We start from the raw sequence: 18,485 nt of genomic DNA, 5'->3' as shown, positions 1-18,485 counted from the left end.
TTACATACTAACTTAGAGGAGGCGCATATGAAAGATATCGAAATCATCCAATACACAGACGACTATAAGCAAGAGGTGAATGAGTTTATCATCAATATCAAACTCCATGAATTTGATATTGAAAATGTAACTTATGATAATCAACCAGATTTAAAGAACATTTTAGGAACCTACATTAATACAGGTGGTCAGTTCTGGTTAGCACTCTATGAAGGTAAAGTCGTTGGTACTATCGCTTTATTAAAATTAAAAGATAACAACAGTGCTTTGAAGAGGGTATATGTTGATTCAAATACAAGAAATATGAAAATAGGTAAGAAACTATTAGATCATGTTACTCAACACGCACATGACGATGGTATTAAATCTATTTATTTAGGAACAATTGATAAGTTTGAAGCAGCTCAACATTTCTATAGAAAGAATGGCTTTCATTTAATTCCGAAAGAAGAACTGCCAAGCGATTTCAGTGTTGCTCCACAGGATAATCGTTTTTATTATAAAGATATTTAAGATACCGAGAGGTGTCTTTTTTTATTTGTTCATATATAATATTGATAATTATTTGATATGATAAGGAGATTCTAATGTTCAGAGAACTAGATGATATTTCTATGATAAATCAGGAAATAACTGATTTGATACAATTAGCAGTGAGTTCTAAAAGTGTAAACGAAATATTAGTAAATGCCATTACTTGTAACGATGCTAAGTGTTATGTTTATGAAGATGAGCATAAATTCATTGGTGTTATAACTATAAATGTACAAGACGATAAATGTGTAATTACTAGTCTTGCAGTTGATACAACTTATCAAGGAAGAGGTATTGGAAAGAAATTGATCAATCACATTAAAGATAAATATAATTATATTGTTGCAGAGACAGATGATGAAGCAAAAACGTTTTATCGTAAACAAGGATTTGTTATTGAATCATTAGGAGAAAAATATCCAGGTGTTAATAGATATTTATGTACAAATAAAATAGAGCGGTAATATATTGATATAAAGAATTCTATAAAACGTGAGAGGTAGTGAATGGTTTATGTGTATTTTCTGTAATGGTCTTGATAAAGATCAAATTATATATGAGACAAAGCATTTTAAGGTTGTATTTGATATCGATCCAGAACAAGAAGGGCATATGCTTTTGATATCAAAGGAACATTATATGAATTATCTAGAACTACCAGATAGAGTGGTTTTAGATTTAATTCAACTAGAAAGAAAACTAATTCAAATATTAGAAAGTGATATGAATATATTTGGCGTTTCATTAATAAGAAATAATGGACGAGTAATGGACAATGGAACACATTTTCACGAACATATTATACCGCGATATGAATCAGATGGATTCTGGGAAGAGGGTCCAACTGAAAATTTCCCGTTTAATTTTAAACAATTTATAACATTATTAAATGCCTGAATGAGCATAGCAGATGCTATGCTTTTTTATATCATCTGAAATTTAGATAATATTAGCGGTATCACCTGATTTGAAATCAGGATACCGCTAATACTCATGAGTTTTAGCGGAATTGAATTAAAAATTAATACGATACCGCTAATATTCGATAATTTTAGCGGTATCGGTTTATAAAAAGTTACGATTCCGCTATATACATAAAGAAATGTTCTGCTATACCTTAAATTTAACTTAAATATTTAGTATTTTTATCCAATTTTTTAATTTTAGTGGTAAATTTAAGTTGTACTCATAGAAAGGGTGTTGTATATGAAAGAAAAAATTAGTATTAAAGATTATAAATTTATGCTGCTTTATTTAATACCATTTGCATTTTTTGATGCATGGGCGGAAATTGTCAGAGGGGATATGATAGTATTTATCCCAATTTTAATTTTTGTTGTAATTATGAATACGATAATTTATAGAAAGAAACTGAATTTTGGTTTCATAGCACTTGGTGTATTTATGAGTTACTTAGTAAGTTTAGGTGTGAGCTATATTGCACCTATTACAGTAAATGCTAGAAATGACAGCTATGCATTAATGCCACTTGGCGTAAATTTATACATTTTACTTTCTTCCATTGTATTTTTATTTATACATACAATTTCTTATTTCGTGATGAAAGTGATCTATAACACGAGAGGGAAAGGGTATTATAAGAACTAACGGAGGTAAATATGGTAAGAAATATAACTTTTAAAGATGCCTATATGGATTTCTGGAAACGCGCTTTAGATTTCTCAGGGCGCTCATCACGTAAAGAATACTGGATTCCGATGTTAGTGAATATCATTTTTCTATTGTCAACATGGACGATGTGTACATATATAGATGGACAGTTAGATATTGATCCAGATTCTAGATTAAGTATAAGTAATATTGTATATAAAACACTTAGTTTCTTTTTCTCGATTGGTGTTTTAAGCGTTTCAGTTAGAAGATTGCATGACACAAATTTATCAGGAATTATTGCAATAGTACCTGGAGTACTAGTTATGACAATCGTTTTAATATCGATGTTATTAAATCAATTTGGAGTGGATACAGAAAGTATGATTAGTATTGCAATGCCCGTTTGCCTTATTGGTATTGTAATTATATACCTTGTGTTACTTCTTAGAGACGGAACACATGGACCAAATGAATATGGTGAAGACCCATTGAACAGGTAATAATAGCGGTATCACCTGATTTGAAATCAGGATACCGCTAATACTCATGAGTTTTGGCGGTATCGAATTAAAAAATAATGCGATACCGCTATTATTCGTTTGTTTTAGCGGAATCGGCACATAAAAAGTTGCGATACCGCTAAGTACATTTCATAAAGTCGGTACTTACCTTAAATTTACCTTAAATATCAAAATAATTAGCACTATTTTACAATAAAAATGGTACATTTAATTCAAGAGGTGATGATATGAGATGGATGTTTATAATAGTGATATTTATACTCTACATCAGTCTCACAACGCGTTTAAATATGATGACATTTAATCGAAGAAAAATGGAACGTAATATAAGTAAGGATACATATTTTAAGTTAAGCCTTGGTGTAAACACTTTATGTATAACTATATTTATTATTTATTACATTTTTACAAAATAAAGAATAAGAGGAGCAATATCATGAAAAAATTACTAGCAGCAACAATTATTATGACGTCTTTAGTATCACCTGTTGTTATGAATCAATCAGCAGAAGCGGCAACGAAGTTAGAAAAGAAAACAATTGTATTACCAAAAATCAATCAAACAAATATCAACCAAATGAAAAAAGGAACTTACAGTTACCATGGTGTTCGCCTTGGCATGACAAAAAAACAAGTTGAAGAAAAAATAGGGAAGACAAAGTTAGCAATGGGATCTCATGATAAAGACGATATTATTGGTACTTCTTACACTACAGTCTACGGTAAGAGCGAGCGTTTATGGCTGAATTTTTATGATATTAATTATAAAACAAAATATAATGATGCTAAACTTGCAACAATTGGTTTTAGAACAGATGATAAATATATTACAAAAAAAGAATTTGAAAAGTATACGGGTAAAGCTACTGAATATGAAGGTAATATGAAAAAAGATAAAGAAATTGTACGTAAGTATGGAAAACTTCATGTAGCTTATTGGAAGCAAAAAGGGAAATGGGTTGTATATAGTTATGGGATTGTAAGTCCTATGAATGAAGTAGGTATGCATGAATATGGTTATAAAGAAGGTCGTAAATTACCAGCAGGTGTGAAGTTACCTAAATGGATTACTGAAGACAATGGTGTTGAATATCAGTAAGGTATAGAAAGAAATTATGAGGTGATGATATGGACATTTTTTCAATGATATCAAGTTGGACTTTTGTTATTATTATTGCAACTCTAATGACGTATGAAGATAAGAAGAATAAGGTAAAAGTTACTAGTAAACGTAGTTATTGCTACATTGCAACTGATGCTATCATGAGAATCGTTATTTTATCAGTTGTAATGAAATTTACGATGGAATTTATGATTAATATATTTAACTTATAAGTATTAACAGACACCCCTTACGGACAAGTAAGGGGTGTCGTATATATTTGACACTTGTTTTGTATTACCATATACTAGTAGTACAATATATATGACATATTGGGGTTGGTGATTTGAATAAAGTAAGAGAAAATAGATTAGCATTAGGTCTTTCACAAAAAGATCTTGCACTAAAAGTCGAAGTGTCCAGACAAACAATTAATCTGATAGAAAACGATAAGTACAATCCCACAATTCAATTATGCTTAAAGATTTGCTGGGCATTAAACAGTGATTTAAATACTTTATTTTGGGAGGATTATCATGCGTGATATATACAAGAAAGATGAACGTGAAATGTTGAATTACAATCAAGCTATGGCGAACTCTTTTAAAATAACTTTCACCGTAATAGTTGGATGTTTATTGCTAAGTACTGTATTTGATGCAATTAAAAGAGAGATTTCTTTAAGCTCAGTTTTATTATTACTGACACTATTAATTGTTTCGATAGTGGCAATAATTCAAGCCACAAAACATGATAGCAGAGATATCGCTGTTTATAGTGAAGAAGAATACAAAGGCGCACTGCGAAAAATAAAAAATACGATGATAACACTTTGCATTCCTACAGCATTTATTTGTCATATTTTATTTAATATACTTCCACAATTCTTTCAAAACAAATCGATTACGATTGACCCTTTAGCGATAATTGATGATTTTGTTTTCATGACGATATTGGGAATTATTTTTTATTTTATAGAGAAGCAGAGGGTTAAGAAAGATTATTAAATGTATTATAACTCTAATATTCAAAGTGAAAACCAGACGCTAATTTTTTATGTTAGCCTCTGGTTTTTCTAGATTATTTATTAAATTCTTCTGATTTTTTGTAATATGCGATAGTAGAATAGATGAGCACAGATGTAATTCCTATCATTGCTAAATATTGATTTTCACCACTTGCAGCATGATAGTATGCCAGTAATAATAATAATCCACTTAACATATATATCATTACGATATATGTCTTTGATAGTGCATGTAACATCACAAGTCTTTCACCTTCATCTATATTGTTAATAAGCGTTGTCATGATTTGTCTATCTTCATAATCTAATTCAAATCCGCTATTAGTGATTGAAGGAAAGGCTAATATTACAGTTCGATTATGTTTAGTGAATATAAAGACTAGAATTAAAAATATAACTACTAATACAACATAATATATTAAATATTGATTTGAACTCTTCAATATAAAATCTGCTGTTGCTAAAGCAATTGCCAGAATAAGAATATTACTAGCATTTACAATATTTTTAGAAGATTTATTATATTGATTAAGCTGATAGATATATTGTTCATCTTCACTTTTATTTTGTGGTTGAGACATTGATTTATATTGTTGCTTAGATTTTAAATATAATAAAACAGAGACGATCATTAACAATGGAACGATATATATCATAAAATCAATTTGATATTTATGCGTAAAGTAAGTTATAAAGTCATTTACTAAAGGGACTCCACTTCCTATTATCCCACCGAAAATAGCTCCGATTAATATTAGATATAAGCTTCTTCCTAACTTTTTATCTTTTTTCACAGCTCTTCCTCCTCAAATATAAATACATTTTCCACGGGTTCATCAAATATTCTAGCAATACGTACTGCGGTAAGTATGGATGGCATGAAATCATCTCGCTCTATGAGAGAAATGGTTTGTCGAGATACTTTAGCGAGTTTAGCGAGTTGCGTTTGGTTATAGCCATCGCGTGCTCTTAGTTCTTTGAGTCTGTTTTTCATCTCTTTTCTCCTTTCCCTTCCTCTTTCTACACTCATAGTGTAATACATATTTATCATTTTGACAAGTATAATAGTCAAAATAAATATTATATTTGTCAAAAATATAAGGATAATAGTCAAAAAAAGTTGGAAATATTCAATAATATTTATTGTTTTGTTGTATTTATTCACTATTAAGTGTTGTAAAATATAGTTCAATAAACGGAAGGTAGGTAATCATATGTCGGAAGGTTTAACGATTAGTGGGATTTATAAACAGTATTGGTTAGACAGTTTTAAAGTGAAGGGTAGAATCAATCGTTCTTCTTTTTGGATTCCATATGCACTTTTTTTACTGATGTATTTATTTTTCATGTTTGTTGGAATGGCGATTGATCTTTCGATAGAAAAGTATAATATCAAAATTTTATTTAGTTCAATATTACCTATACTATGGTACTTAATTAATCTTTTCCCACTATCATCGAGTTATATTAGAAGATTACAAGATGTAGATGTAAAGCCATATTGGGCAGGTATTCCGATAGTATTTACTTTTATTTTTGCTTTATTTATCAAGAATATATTATACTTTGGTGCATTAGGAGTTACGTTGTTATTTTTATTCAGTATTATCTTCCTATTAATTGCAATTCTGATAATTGGATTAATTATTGCTGGGATAATGATTGTTGTAGCAGTTATTATTATTGGAATGATTTGTATTATTTATTTTTCAATCTTTTGTGCAAAAGGGACAGTAGGTCCGAATAAATTTGGTCCTGAACCCCCTAAAAATTTACTACACAAACTTTGAATGGAGGTATAGCAATGGATAACAATATGAATGTAATGGATATTTATATGAGCTATTGGAAGAATTTCATTAACATGAATGGGCGTACACGTCGACGTAATTATTGGATTCCTGTAATAATTACACTTGTTATCGAGTTTATAATCGGTATTATTGGAGGCTTCTTTGATTTAGTGGTAGGTAACCATTTTGGTGAAGAAGGCGGTATTGGGGATAATTTAGGTGACCTTATGGAGTTTAATCAATTTGATACCGAACTTCACTTTGACTGCACGTCGATTACAAGATTTAAACTATAACGGCTGGCTCGCATTAATCCCAACGCTTGGTTTAGTGATACTGATATTTGGGACAATCATATTTGCTTTTATTACATTTGGAATTGGATTAATATTCGTACCATTTATAATATTATTAGCGATATTAATTCAAATTGGATTCTTCATATTAACGCTCATAGAGGGGACACAAGGTCCAAACCAATATGGACCTGACCTAAAAAAAGAATGGCACGTTATTAATAATTGAAAAAATAGGTTTGATCTTGAATATATTGATCAAATCTATTTTTGTGTTTTTTGGAAGTATCATGTAATATAACAAATAGAGGTGAATACATTATGAATAAAGAATTGAAAGAATGGATTATATCCTTAATCATTGCGGTTGCTGCAATTTTACTTATACGCACGTTTTTCTTTGTACAGTATCAAGTGAGTGGTGATTCTATGGCACCGACATTTGAGGATAAAGAACGTTTGATCATCAATAAAATGTCAACTTGGACAAATGGATTGGATAGAGGAGACGTCATCGTCTTTCATGCAAATGAAGAGAAAGATTACATTAAGCGTTTAGTTGGGCTCCCAGGCGATAAAATTGAGTACAAAGATGATATGTTATACGTAAATGGTAATGCTGTAGAAGAAAATTATTTAAAATCGAATCGTGAATTAACAGCCAATCCTATGCTTACACCAGATTTTTCTGTGAAGACATTGACGCATTCAGGTGGTAAAGATACTATACCTGATGGAAGATATCTTGTTTTAGGTGACAATCGTGATATTAGTTTAGATAGTACGAAACCAGAGTTAGGTTTAATTGAAAGTAAAAGTGTAGTAGGGAAAGTATCATTACGTTTTTGGCCGTTGAAATCTTTTGAAACAGGTTTTTATGAAAGTGATTTTGATGAAGTGAATAAATAATTCTTTGGAAATGTAAATTAAATGAAGCAAGAAGAAAAAATCATTGAAATAGCACCAAAAGATACTAATATTATAGAAATGGTTGAAAGAATACCACGTAGAATTAGTAGTTTTGTAAAGGAAATATCATTAGATCAAAGTCTAGGTAACCCTAGATTTTTAAGAAATACAATCAATCCAAGACGTTTTTATTTAGTATATAATAATGACTTTGCCACACTATATGATATCAATGAAAAATTAATCGTATACGAAACAGATGTTACAAATTTAATTGATAAAGAAATGAAAGAAATTACATTTGAATTAGGTGATAGTATGTATGAATTACATAAAGTAATTCGACGATTATAGAAAAACGACTATTTGGTTTTTACCAGATAGTCGTTTTTTTATCTTATGATTCTAAGAAATTGTGTGTTAATGTTGCTAATGCAGCGCCAACTAATGGTGCTACGATAAAGATCCATAATGTTGATAAAGCATCTCCGCCAGTAAAGATTGCTGGTGCAATACTTCTTGCTGGGTTCACTGATGTTCCTGTTAATGGAATACCGATTAAATGCACCATTGTTAATGTTAAACCAATTACAAGCACGGCTAAACTTGGTGCGATAAACTTAGTTTTTGTTACAGATAATACAACGAACACAAATACGAACGTAAGAATTACTTCTACTAAGAAAGCGCCCATATTGTTGATGTTATTTGGCACGTTAGCACCATAGATGAAATCAACTTTTTTCGTAAATGAGCTTAGGATCGCCCAGATTAATGATGTCGCAATAAATGCTCCTATGATTTGGAATACAGAATAAATCGCGAAGTCTTTAAAAGATAAACGTTTATCTAGAAACATTGCAAAAGAAATTGCAGGGTTAAGATGTCCACCAGAAATATCACCGATTGCATATGCTGCTGCAATAACAGTTAAACCGAATGCGAATGCGATTCCGAAGATTCCTACGCTAGCGTCTGGATTTAATGTAGCCATAACTGCTGTTCCAGTACCAAAGAATACTAGTACGAATGTACCTAGTAATTCAGATAAATATTTTTTCATTATAAAATTTCCTCCTAAAAATAGTGACAAGAACAATCATAATACAATTAACATGTATATGCAAGAGTAAATTTTCATTAAAAAAGAAGAATCATATATTATGATTCTTCCATGAATTTATTAGTTGTTATTATAAACGCGCTCCACATACTGGCCATGGTTGAGATCCACGTTGGCTGTAAAGGATTTGTGCACGTTTCGTTTGCTCAGCAGCTGATGCTTGTGAAGGAACACCTGATCCTCCAACTGCACGCCATGTTTGAACGTCAAATTGGTATAATCCGTGGTAAGTTCCTGAAGCATCTACGATACTTGGATTTCCACCAGATTCACATTGTGCTAATGCTGACCAGTTAACACCGCCAGTATTAGATACTGCTGCAGTTTGTTGAACAGGAGCTTTGTAAGTTTTTACTGCTGCAGGTTTAGCTACAGGAGCTTTATAAGCTGTTTGTTGAACGGCTGGTTTAACAGCAGTTTGAGTAACTGTTTTCGCAACAGGTGCACTTACTATTGATTGTACTTCAGCTTTAGGAGCTTCAACAGATGCAACTTCTACTGATTTATTAACTACAGTATCAGCAGCGCCAGTGTATTTATATTCCCAAGTCCAGTAGATACCATCTGATTTGAATTCATAAGAGAATCCATCTTTGCTGAATTCGTAGTGGTAAGGTCCAGCATGAACTGGTTTTTCGTTTAATGATGCAGATTCAGCTTTAGCTAATTCAGCTAATTGAGCGAAGTCTACTGTTTCTTTTTGAGTGTTTTCAGTTTCTGAAGCATATGCTTGACCAGCAGTTGCTACCGACGTTGTACCTAATGCTAATGCTAATGATGATGTTAAAATTGCTTTTTTCATAATATATAAGTCCTCCATTAATTTACGTTTTGTTATTTTCGTTATCGATTGTCAAAGTTGACTGTCGATAATTATCTCTCTTTCGACATTAATAATGTAACATATAAAATCATTACATACGTTACAGTAAAATAACAATTCATTACAATGTCGAAATGTTTTTGTAATATAAAAAGTGAAGAATGCACTACAGAGCATTCTTCGCGTGTAATAATTTAAATATTAAGCTGTAACCCAATGTTGTGCACCGTACTCATTATATAATTTTACGGCAGCTGCATCTTGAACAGATTCCGGTGCTGAAGCTGGTGATTTACCTTTCCATTCTGCCGGAGCAACAGTATCCCATGTACTTTGTAAAAATTGATATTTACCTGCTGCACCTGATGTAGGGTTGATCGCACGAATATTACCACCTGATTCGCGTTGTGCAATTAACTGTAAATGTGCATTGACACTTACATTTGATGTTGACGTTTGTGAAACGGGAGCTTTATAAGCGCTTTGTTGAACCGGTGCTTTTTGTTGAACCGGTGCCTGATAAGTTGTTTGTTTAAATTGTTTAGCTGGTGCTTGATAAGCTGTATGTTGAATTGGTGAATGTTCTTTAACATTATCAAATTGTTGTACGGCTTTTGTTTGAGTAGATGTATGATTTACAACCGTATCTGCTGCACCTGTGTATTTATATTCCCAAGTCCAGTAAACGCCATCTGATTCAAAGTTATAAGAATATCCATCTTTATTAAATGAATAATTGTAAGCTCCAGCGTGTACTGGGCGTTCATTTAATGTTTCTGAATTGTTTCTTGCTAAGTTTGCAAGTTCATTGAAATCCACTTTAACCGCTTGTGTCGTTTCTGATGCTTGTGCTTCGTGTGAACCATTTACTCCTGATAATCCTGTTACACCTAATGCTAATGCTAATGATGAAGTTAATAATGCTTTTTTCATAATATATAATCCTCCAGTAATTTAAAAATTTAATGTCTCTTGTCAAACTATGTCGATATTGATGTGTATTTCGACAAGAAGAAATGATTTAAAAAATATTTTAATAAGTTACAGATAATAAGAACAATTTTTAATTCTCCATATTTAAACTGAAATGCAAAGTTTATTTTTCTGTAACGGTTCATATTAGACCATATATATTCTTTGAGTTCAAAAATTTTGAGTAAGAAAAAGATAATTCTATTCATATTGCTTACATTTTATGTAAAAAATATATGTTGTTTTTATTTCATTGATGGTGATTAAATATAGGAGATGAAAGAGATAAAATATATATATAAATTTTGCAACGAATATGTTTGTCAAAAAATGGTCACAAATAAAAAATTTTTTAAAAGGATACTATACTTCTGATTTATTTATCACAATTTGCAAAGAAAAATTGATGTTTAATAACACTATATTAATTTGAGTTTCTTCTATTATAAATGTTGATCATTATTTGCTGCTGGTTTAATAAGAAGTATTTAATGAAATAAAATAAAGGTCAAAGAAAGTCAAAATAATGTTTGACCTTCTTTGACTAAAGAAGTATAATAAGATTATCAAAGGAACATAATACCCTTTGTAGTAATACTTACAACTAAATAGGAGTGATTTTTTATGAATAACGGAATTTTTGACAGTAACTTTGATGCAATGTTCAATAGCATGTTTAATGAATTAGGACAAGGTCAAGTGAAGCGCAAATTTTATATTAATGGGCAGGAAGTAACACCTGAAGCAATTCAAAATATACAAAATAACCAATTTAATGATAATCAGACACAACAATTAAAACATCAAAATAACAATGTACAGGGAGAGCTTTTATCAAAAATTGGTAGAAACTTAACTGAAGAAGCACGTAATGGGGAACTAGATCCAGTGATTGGACGTTCTAAAGAAATACGTAATACTGCAGAAGTATTAAGTAGAAGAATAAAGAATAATCCAATCTTAGTTGGTGAAGCAGGGGTAGGTAAGACGGCGATTGTCGAAGGTTTAGCTCAAGCTATTATTGACGGAGATGTACCGCAGGCAATTAAAGATAAAGAAATTATTTCAATAGATATTTCTGCGCTTGAAGCAGGGACACAATATCGTGGTGCTTTTGAAGAAAATGTTCAAAAATTAATTGATGAAGTGAAATCTAACGATAATATCGTATTATTCTTAGATGAGATTCATCAAATGATCGGAAGCGGAGCAACAGGTGCTGATTCTGGTAGTAAAGGCTTATCTGATATTTTAAAACCAGCATTAAGCAGAGGAGATATTACAATCATCGGTGCTACTACTCAAGATGAGTATCGTAATAATATATTAAAAGATCCAGCTTTATCTCGTCGATTTAATGAAGTTGTCGTGAATGAGCCGAGTGCAGATGATACAATCGCTATATTACAAGGTATAAAAGAAAAATATGAACAACATCATGCAGTAGAAATACCTGATAATGTGATTAAAGCTTGTGTTGATTTAGCGATTCAATATATCCCGCAAAGATTATTACCGGATAAAGCGATAGATTTACTGGATATCACTGCAGCACATGTTGCTTCTAATCATACAGTCGTTGATACGGTTCAATCAGAAAAACAAATCGAACAGCTTGAACAAGATAAATTAAAAGCAGTAGATAGAGAAGATTATGAACAAGCAAAAGCACTACAGATGAAGATTAAATCAATAAAGGATAGTCTAGAAAAAAGCGTCGATACAAATACGTTAACAGTTGATGATGTAGCAGGAACAGTTGAAAGATTAACTGGTATCCCTGTTTCACAGATGGACAGTAATGATCTTGAACGTCTGAAAAATATTAAAGATAGATTATCAGAAAAAATTATCGGTCAAAGTGAAGCGGTACAGGCGGTGGCAAAAGCAATCCGTAGAAATCGTGCTGGATTTGACGAAGGTAACCGACCAATCGGTAGCTTCTTGTTTGTTGGTCCAACTGGCGTCGGTAAAACAGAACTCGCAAAACAGTTAGCTGTAGATTTATTTGGTAATAAAGAAGCATTAATTCGTCTGGACATGAGTGAATACAGTGATTTAACAGCTGTTTCTAAAATGATCGGTACTACTGCAGGTTACGTGGGATACGATGATAACTCAAATACATTAACAGAAAAAGTGCGCCGTAATCCTTATTCAGTGATTCTGTTCGATGAAATTGAAAAAGCAAATCCACAAATATTAACATTGTTATTACAAGTATTAGATGATGGAAAATTGACTGATGGTCAAGGTAATTTGATCAACTTTAAAAATACGATTATCATTGCTACAAGTAATGCAGGATTTAGTTTAGACAGTAAAAAAACTGATGAAACTGATATTATGGCAATCATTAAAGATTATTTCAGACCTGAATTCTTAAATCGATTTAATGGTATTATTGAATTTAAATCTTTAGATAAAGCAAGTTTACTTCAAATTGTTGATCTTATGTTAGATGATGTAGAACGAACTTTAGCTAAAAAGGAAATCACAATGAAAATTACAGATGAAGCGAAAAACTGGTTAATTGATAATGGTTATGATGAATTACTAGGTGCAAGACCGTTACGCCGTGTTGTTGAACAACATGTTAGAGACAATATTACAGATTATTATTTAGATCATCCGGAAGTTAAAGCTGTTCAATTAAAATTAAATGAAGATAAAACAGATTTAGAAGTTGCATAAGAAGAAAGCGAGTACATTTGTACTCGCTTTTTATTTTTGTGATAAAAATCACTATTTATTATACATTTATAATTATATATGTCTAAATTATGAATATATATATAATTCATATAATATTTAGATATTGCTTAGACAAAGATGTAAGCGTTATCAATTTTATTTATACATATATAGATTTTAACGATTTCACAATACATTAATATATCAATATACTAAAGATATAAAAGAAAACGTTTACAATAAAATGGAGGTTGAACAACATGACAATTAAATTAAGTGATGTGAATTTTAGCAAGACTTTTGAAGACTATGCAACACCTTTTGACATGGTACAAGTTTTAGATCCGGAAGGTAAAGTTGTAGATCAGGAAACAATAGAAACTCTGTCAGACGAAGAGTTAGTAAAAATCATGGAAGATATCGTTTGGGGTAGAACTTTAGATGAAAGAACAATTCTCTTAAACCGTCAAGGTGCTTTAGGAAACTATGCAACAGCAGGGGGACAAGAAGCTTCTCAACTTGCATCGATTACTGCAATTACAAGAGATGACTTCTTCGTACCAACGTACCGTGATATTGGTGCATTAATCAAACATGGTTTACCGATGTATAAAGCATTCCTTTGGTACAAAGGACATGTTGGTGGTAACCAATATGATCAGGACTTTCATGCTTATATCCCTCAAGTTATGGTAGGGGGAACTTTACCACCAGCGGCGGGCGTTGCAATGGGTAAGAAATTTAATGGATCTAAATCAGTTGTATTAACTTTCTGTGGTGATGGCGCGACAAGTCAAGGTGACTTTTATGAGGGTTTAAACTTTGCTGGCGCATATAAAGCACCTTTAATCACGATCATTCAAAACAATGGATATGGTATTTCAGTACCAACATCGAAACAAACAGCTGCACAAACATTAGCGCAAAAAGGTGTAGGTGTAGGTGTTCCTGCAATTCGCGTTGACGGTATGGATCCAGTTGCAATGTATGCAGCAGTTAAAAATGCTCGTGCATATGCTTTAGAGGGTAACGGTCCAGTATTAATTGAAGCAATGACATATCGTTTCGGTCCTCATACGATGAGTGATGATCCTAAACGTTATCGTACAGATGAAGAAGTTGAAGTGTGGCGTGCGAAAGATCCATTAAAACGTTTAAGAAATTATTTAACTGAAAAAGGTTTATGGAATGAAGAAAAAGAACTAGAAGTATACGAAGCTTGTAAACAAGAAGTAAAAGAAGCGATGTCACAAATGGCGAAAGAGCCAGCTCAAAAAGTGTCTGACTTCTTAAAAAATATGTATGAAGTTCCACCACAAAATATTCAAGAACAAATTGCTTACTATGAAAGAAAGGAGCAACAATAACATGGCAGAATTAACTTTAGCGCAAGCAGTCACTCAAGGTTTAGATGAGGTGTTAGCGAAAGACGAAAAAACATTGATTTTTGGTGAAGATGTAGGTAAAAACGGAGGAGTATTCCGTATTACGGATGGCTTACAAGCGAAATATGGTGAATCGCGAGTATTTGATACACCTTTAGCAGAGTCAGGTATTTTAGGAATTTGTGTAGGTTTAGCAACAGAAGGTTACAGACCAATTCCAGAAATTCAGTTTTCAGGATTTATTTTAGAAGCGATGGATGCTTTAGTTGCACAATTATCACGAGTAAGATATCGCTACGGTAATACACGTAACGCAGCCATCACAATTCGTGCACCATATGGTGGTGGCGTGCATACACCTGAACTTCACTCAGATAGTTTAGAAGGTATTATGGCACAAGTGCCAGGTATTCGTATTGTTATTCCTTCTTCTTCATACGATGCAAAAGGGTTAATTATTAGTTCTGTAGAATCAAATGATCCGGTTATATTTCTGGAACATTTAAAATTGTACCGTTCAGTTAAAGGAGAAGTTCCTGAAGGATATTATACAGTACCTTTAGATAAGGCAAACGTTGTTAAAGAAGGTAAAGATATTACGTTAATTGGTTACGGTTTAATGGTGCCATTAGCAATGAAAGCCGCAGAAAGCTTAGCTGCAGAAGGTATCGATGCAGAAGTAATTGATTTACGTACAGTTGCACCATTTGATATGGAAACAATTAAAGCATCGATTCAAAAAACACATCGTGCAGTTGTATTACAAGAAGCACAACGTATTGCAGGTGTAGCTGGCCAATTAATCTCTGAAATTAACGAACGTTGCTTCATGGATTTAGATGCTCCGGTAAACCGCGTAACAGGTCCAGATACAGTATTCCCGTTCGGAGCTGCTGAATCAGTGTGGATTCCAAATGAGCAAGATATCATTGAAAAAGCGAAAGAAACTTATTCTTATTAATTGGGAGGGTCAACAATGTTCACATATATTATGCCTGATGCAGGTGAAGGAACACATGAAAGTGAAATTTTAAAGTGGTTTGTTGCTGAGGGTGATACAGTTACTGAAGATCAACCATTGTTAGAAATTCAAAGTGATAAAGCAGTAGTAGAATTACCAAGTCCTGTAAGTGGTGTTGTTAAAAAGCTATATGTACCTGAAGGTGAAATGGCTTTAGTAGGGAAACCGATCGTAGATATTGAAACAGGTGATGGATCTGCGCAACCTGAGCAAACGGCACCAGTAGAAGCAGTAAAAGAAGAAGTACAAGTAGAAAAAGTTGAACACTCAGTAACACCAGCAGCAATGAATGCAGATGTACGTCATTTAGCAGTGCCACGAGTACGAATTTATGCACGTAGTAAAGGTGTTGATTTAACACAAGTAACAGGTACAGGTAATCACGGTAAGATTACCATTGAAGACATTGATCAATTCTTACAAAATGGTTCTGCAGTACAACCAACAGAAGCACAACCTGAAGTTCAAGCAGCGGATGAAACAAAAGTTCATGAAACAGTTCAACCTGCAAAAACCGTTGAAACTGTTCAAGGTGACCGCGTAGAAAAATTAACACCAATGCGTAAAATTATTGCTAAAGCAATGGTAGATAGTAAACATGTATCACCACACGTTACAGTGTTTGATCAAGTCGAAGTTTCTGGTCTTGTTGACCACCGTAACAAAATGAAAAAAATAGCGAAAGAAAAAGGCGTTAAATTAACATTTACAGCTTATTTCGTCAAAGCAATCGTTGCAATGTTAAAACGATTCCCTGAATTAAATGCTTCTATTAATTTAGAAAAAGGTGAAATGTACTATCACAACTACTTCAATGTAGGTGTCGCAACGAACACTGATAACGGTTTATTTGTTCCTGTCATTCGTAATGCAGAACGTTTAAGTCTTTTTGAAATTGCTGAACAAGTGACAGAATTATCTCAAAAAGCTCAAAATGGTGAACTAAAAGGTACAGATATGGGTAACGGTTCTATGACATTAACAAACGTTGGTGGTGCCGCGACAGGTGGTGTTTGGTCTACTCCAATCATTAACCAGCCGGAAGTAGCAATTTTAGGTGTTGGTCGTATTGAAGAAATGTTCGTTCCCGACGAAAACCGCCAACCTGTATTAAAACCAATCTTAAAATTATCATTTGCGTTTGACCACCGTGCAGTCGATGGTGTGTTAGCTCAAACAGCAATCAATACATTAAAAGAGTATTTAAATAACCCTGACTTATTATTAGCGGAAGGATGATGATCAAATGGTAGTAGGAGATTTTTCTAAAGAAGCAGAAACGATTGTCATTGGTTCTGGCCCTGGTGGATATGTGGCTGCGATTCGCGCAGCCCAACTGGGTCAAAAAGTTATCATTATTGAAAAAGAAAATATCGGTGGTGTGTGCTTAAATGTAGGGTGTATTCCTTCAAAAGCATTAATCTCAGCTGGTAAAGATTTTTCAAAAACGAAACAAGACAATCCGTTTGGTATCACTTATGGTGAAACAACGATCGACTTTAAACAATTACAAACTTGGAAACGTGACAAAGTCGTTGCAACACTTACTAAAGGTGTACAAGCATTACTAGGTAAGAATAAAGTTCAAATCGTTAAAGGTGAAGCCTATTTCACAGGACCTAATAGTCTACATGTCATGCAGGAAGAAGGCAGCATGGGTGAGACATACAGTTTCAAAAACTGTATCGTTGCTACAGGATCGCGTCCGATTGAAATTCCAACGTTTAAATTCAATGATAACGTATTAGATTCGACAGGATTATTAAATCTTGAAGAACAACCGAAATCATTGATTATAATCGGTGGTGGATATATTGGTATGGAACTTGCGGGTGCATATCAAAATTTAGGCACTGAAGTAACTGTATTAGAAGGTGCTGAACGCGTTCTTGCCGGATTTGAAAAAGATTTAGTAAAACCTGTCGTTAAAAAGTTAGAAGAAAAAGGTATGAAGATCATTACGAATGCTAAAGCGAGTGGTTATACAGAAGCAAATGGTCTAGTTGCAGTGAGTTACGAAGTTGATGGCAAAACAGAAACAATTTCAGCAGAAAAAGTAGCTGTCGTTGTTGGGCGTCGTCCAAATACTGATGAACTTAGCCTTGAACTTGCTGGCGTAGAAGTTGGAGAACGTGGTTTAATTCCGGTTAACGAAGTGGGTCAAACAAACGTACCACATATTTATGCGATTGGTGATATCGTTGCTGGACCTGCTTTAGCACATAAAGCAAGTTACGAAGCTAAAATTGCAGCAGAAGCAATCAGTGGCGTACCAGGTGTTGCTGTAGATTACCAAGTAATACCTACAGTATGTTTCACATCGCCAGAGATCGCAACTGTTGGTATGACTGTAAATGATGCAAAAGAAAAAGGTATTGATGTAAATAAAGCAACTTTCCGTTTCCCGGCAAATGGTCGTGCATTATCTATGAATGAATCGGAAGGATTTGTACGTTTAGTATCAGATAAAGCAACTGGTAGATTACTTGGTGCACAACTTGTAGGACCTGAAGTAAGCGAACTTATTGGAGAAATCACATTAGCAATTGAAAACTTACTTACAGCAGAAGATTTAGTATTAACGATTCATAATCATCCATCGCTTTCTGAAACATTTATGGATGCTGCTGAAGTATTACTTGGGCAAGGTATTCATCAATAGGAAGAAGGA

Annotated in this window: 24 protein-coding genes; 19 read left to right on the top strand and 5 right to left on the bottom strand. The window is 32.9% G+C overall.

Annotated elements, in window-relative coordinates:
* Positions 1-27: 27 nt before the first annotated feature.
* The 9 genes from BFS35_RS04265 to BFS35_RS04225 all read left to right on the top strand — a co-directional run bounded on the left by BFS35_RS04265 (position 28) and on the right by BFS35_RS04225 (position 4,778).
* Complete coding sequence (locus BFS35_RS04265) at positions 28-513, top strand: GNAT family N-acetyltransferase (protein WP_099577525.1); 486 nt, start codon at positions 28-30, stop codon at positions 511-513.
* Positions 514-587: 74 nt separating this feature from the next.
* Positions 588-998 carry a GNAT family N-acetyltransferase gene (locus tag BFS35_RS04260; RefSeq protein WP_099577527.1) on the top strand — a complete coding sequence of 137 codons (411 nt, stop codon included), beginning with the start codon at positions 588-590 and terminating at the stop codon, positions 996-998.
* A gap of 49 nt (positions 999-1,047) precedes the next feature.
* Positions 1,048-1,431 (top strand): HIT family protein, encoded by a 384-nt coding sequence (locus BFS35_RS04255; RefSeq protein ID WP_099577529.1) that lies wholly within the window; start codon positions 1,048-1,050, stop codon positions 1,429-1,431.
* A gap of 309 nt (positions 1,432-1,740) precedes the next feature.
* The gene (locus BFS35_RS04250) at positions 1,741-2,142 is read left to right on the top strand and encodes a hypothetical protein (protein ID WP_099577531.1); all 402 of its coding nucleotides are present in this window, start codon (positions 1,741-1,743) and stop codon (positions 2,140-2,142) included.
* Between the two features lie 11 nt (positions 2,143-2,153).
* Positions 2,154-2,648 carry a DUF805 domain-containing protein gene (locus BFS35_RS04245; RefSeq protein ID WP_099577533.1) on the top strand — a complete coding sequence of 165 codons (495 nt, stop codon included), beginning with the start codon at positions 2,154-2,156 and terminating at the stop codon, positions 2,646-2,648.
* Between the two features lie 457 nt (positions 2,649-3,105).
* Positions 3,106-3,768, top strand: coding sequence for a hypothetical protein (locus tag BFS35_RS04240; protein ID WP_099577535.1), 663 nt, complete (start codon positions 3,106-3,108; stop codon positions 3,766-3,768).
* A gap of 29 nt (positions 3,769-3,797) precedes the next feature.
* Positions 3,798-4,004: a hypothetical protein gene (locus BFS35_RS04235; protein WP_099577537.1), complete on the top strand. Its 207-nt coding sequence runs from the start codon at positions 3,798-3,800 to the stop codon at positions 4,002-4,004.
* Positions 4,005-4,117: 113 nt separating this feature from the next.
* The gene (locus BFS35_RS04230) at positions 4,118-4,315 is read left to right on the top strand and encodes a helix-turn-helix transcriptional regulator (protein WP_099577539.1); all 198 of its coding nucleotides are present in this window, start codon (positions 4,118-4,120) and stop codon (positions 4,313-4,315) included.
* Positions 4,308-4,778: a hypothetical protein gene (locus BFS35_RS04225; RefSeq protein ID WP_099577541.1), complete on the top strand. Its 471-nt coding sequence runs from the start codon at positions 4,308-4,310 to the stop codon at positions 4,776-4,778. Before BFS35_RS04230 ends, BFS35_RS04225 begins: the two co-directional genes overlap by 8 nt.
* A 73-nt stretch (positions 4,779-4,851) precedes the next feature.
* Here the strand turns inward: BFS35_RS04225 and BFS35_RS04220 are convergent, their stop codons facing one another.
* Positions 4,852-5,592, bottom strand: coding sequence for a DUF3169 family protein (locus BFS35_RS04220; protein ID WP_099577543.1), 741 nt, complete (start codon positions 5,590-5,592; stop codon positions 4,852-4,854).
* A complete protein-coding gene (locus BFS35_RS04215; RefSeq protein WP_096076781.1) occupies positions 5,589-5,792 on the bottom strand; it encodes a helix-turn-helix transcriptional regulator in 204 nt (67 codons plus the stop codon). Before BFS35_RS04215 ends, BFS35_RS04220 begins: the two co-directional genes overlap by 4 nt.
* Before the next feature lie 220 nt (positions 5,793-6,012).
* On the opposite strand from BFS35_RS04215, the gene BFS35_RS04210 reads away from it, so the two are divergent.
* The 5 genes from BFS35_RS04210 to BFS35_RS04190 all read left to right on the top strand — a co-directional run bounded on the left by BFS35_RS04210 (position 6,013) and on the right by BFS35_RS04190 (position 8,150).
* On the top strand, positions 6,013-6,588 hold the full coding sequence (locus BFS35_RS04210) for a DUF805 domain-containing protein (RefSeq protein WP_099577544.1): 576 nt from the start codon (positions 6,013-6,015) through the stop codon (positions 6,586-6,588).
* Positions 6,589-6,602: 14 nt separating this feature from the next.
* Positions 6,603-6,887 carry a DUF805 domain-containing protein gene (locus BFS35_RS04205; protein WP_117945941.1) on the top strand — a complete coding sequence of 95 codons (285 nt, stop codon included), beginning with the start codon at positions 6,603-6,605 and terminating at the stop codon, positions 6,885-6,887.
* Entirely contained in the window at positions 6,811-7,116 is a 306-nt protein-coding gene (locus BFS35_RS04200; RefSeq protein ID WP_099577546.1) for a DUF805 domain-containing protein, read from the top strand. Before BFS35_RS04205 ends, BFS35_RS04200 begins: the two co-directional genes overlap by 77 nt.
* 92 nt (positions 7,117-7,208) lie before the next feature.
* Positions 7,209-7,796, top strand: a complete 588-nt coding sequence (gene lepB, locus BFS35_RS04195) for a signal peptidase I (protein WP_099577547.1) — start codon at positions 7,209-7,211, stop codon at positions 7,794-7,796.
* A 21-nt stretch (positions 7,797-7,817) separates the two neighbouring features.
* The gene (locus BFS35_RS04190) at positions 7,818-8,150 is read left to right on the top strand and encodes a hypothetical protein (RefSeq protein ID WP_099577549.1); all 333 of its coding nucleotides are present in this window, start codon (positions 7,818-7,820) and stop codon (positions 8,148-8,150) included.
* 43 nt (positions 8,151-8,193) lie between these two features.
* Here the strand turns inward: BFS35_RS04190 and BFS35_RS04185 are convergent, their stop codons facing one another.
* The 3 genes from BFS35_RS04185 to BFS35_RS04175 all read right to left on the bottom strand — a co-directional run bounded on the left by BFS35_RS04185 (position 8,194) and on the right by BFS35_RS04175 (position 10,675).
* Positions 8,194-8,862 carry an MIP/aquaporin family protein gene (locus tag BFS35_RS04185; protein ID WP_205757146.1) on the bottom strand — a complete coding sequence of 223 codons (669 nt, stop codon included), beginning with the start codon at positions 8,860-8,862 and terminating at the stop codon, positions 8,194-8,196.
* 127 nt (positions 8,863-8,989) lie between these two features.
* A complete protein-coding gene (locus BFS35_RS14105) occupies positions 8,990-9,721 on the bottom strand; it encodes a transglycosylase family protein (protein WP_275068215.1) in 732 nt (243 codons plus the stop codon).
* A 222-nt stretch (positions 9,722-9,943) separates the two neighbouring features.
* Positions 9,944-10,675, bottom strand: a complete 732-nt coding sequence (locus tag BFS35_RS04175) for a transglycosylase family protein (RefSeq protein ID WP_099577554.1) — start codon at positions 10,673-10,675, stop codon at positions 9,944-9,946.
* 663 nt (positions 10,676-11,338) lie between these two features.
* Between BFS35_RS04175 and BFS35_RS04170 the strand changes: the two genes are divergently transcribed.
* The 5 genes from BFS35_RS04170 (at position 11,339) to lpdA (ending at position 18,476) form a co-directional block, all read left to right on the top strand.
* The gene (locus tag BFS35_RS04170; RefSeq protein WP_099577556.1) at positions 11,339-13,408 is read left to right on the top strand and encodes an ATP-dependent Clp protease ATP-binding subunit; all 2,070 of its coding nucleotides are present in this window, start codon (positions 11,339-11,341) and stop codon (positions 13,406-13,408) included.
* Positions 13,409-13,668: 260 nt separating this feature from the next.
* Positions 13,669-14,775, top strand: coding sequence for a pyruvate dehydrogenase (acetyl-transferring) E1 component subunit alpha (gene pdhA / locus BFS35_RS04165; RefSeq protein ID WP_099577559.1), 1,107 nt, complete (start codon positions 13,669-13,671; stop codon positions 14,773-14,775).
* A gap of 1 nt (position 14,776) precedes the next feature.
* The gene (locus BFS35_RS04160; RefSeq protein ID WP_099577561.1) at positions 14,777-15,754 is read left to right on the top strand and encodes an alpha-ketoacid dehydrogenase subunit beta; all 978 of its coding nucleotides are present in this window, start codon (positions 14,777-14,779) and stop codon (positions 15,752-15,754) included.
* Between the two features lie 15 nt (positions 15,755-15,769).
* Positions 15,770-17,053, top strand: a complete 1,284-nt coding sequence (locus tag BFS35_RS04155) for a dihydrolipoamide acetyltransferase family protein (RefSeq protein WP_099577563.1) — start codon at positions 15,770-15,772, stop codon at positions 17,051-17,053.
* Between the two features lie 7 nt (positions 17,054-17,060).
* A complete protein-coding gene (gene lpdA, locus BFS35_RS04150) occupies positions 17,061-18,476 on the top strand; it encodes a dihydrolipoyl dehydrogenase (protein WP_099577565.1) in 1,416 nt (471 codons plus the stop codon).
* Positions 18,477-18,485 lie beyond the last annotated feature (9 nt).

Origin of the sequence: Macrococcoides goetzii (assembly GCF_002742385.2) — a bacterium.
Lineage (GTDB): Bacteria > Bacillota > Bacilli > Staphylococcales > Staphylococcaceae > Macrococcoides > Macrococcoides goetzii.
The sequence above is the reverse complement of the archived record's forward strand: the minus strand, read 5'-3'. Positions and strand labels throughout refer to the sequence as shown.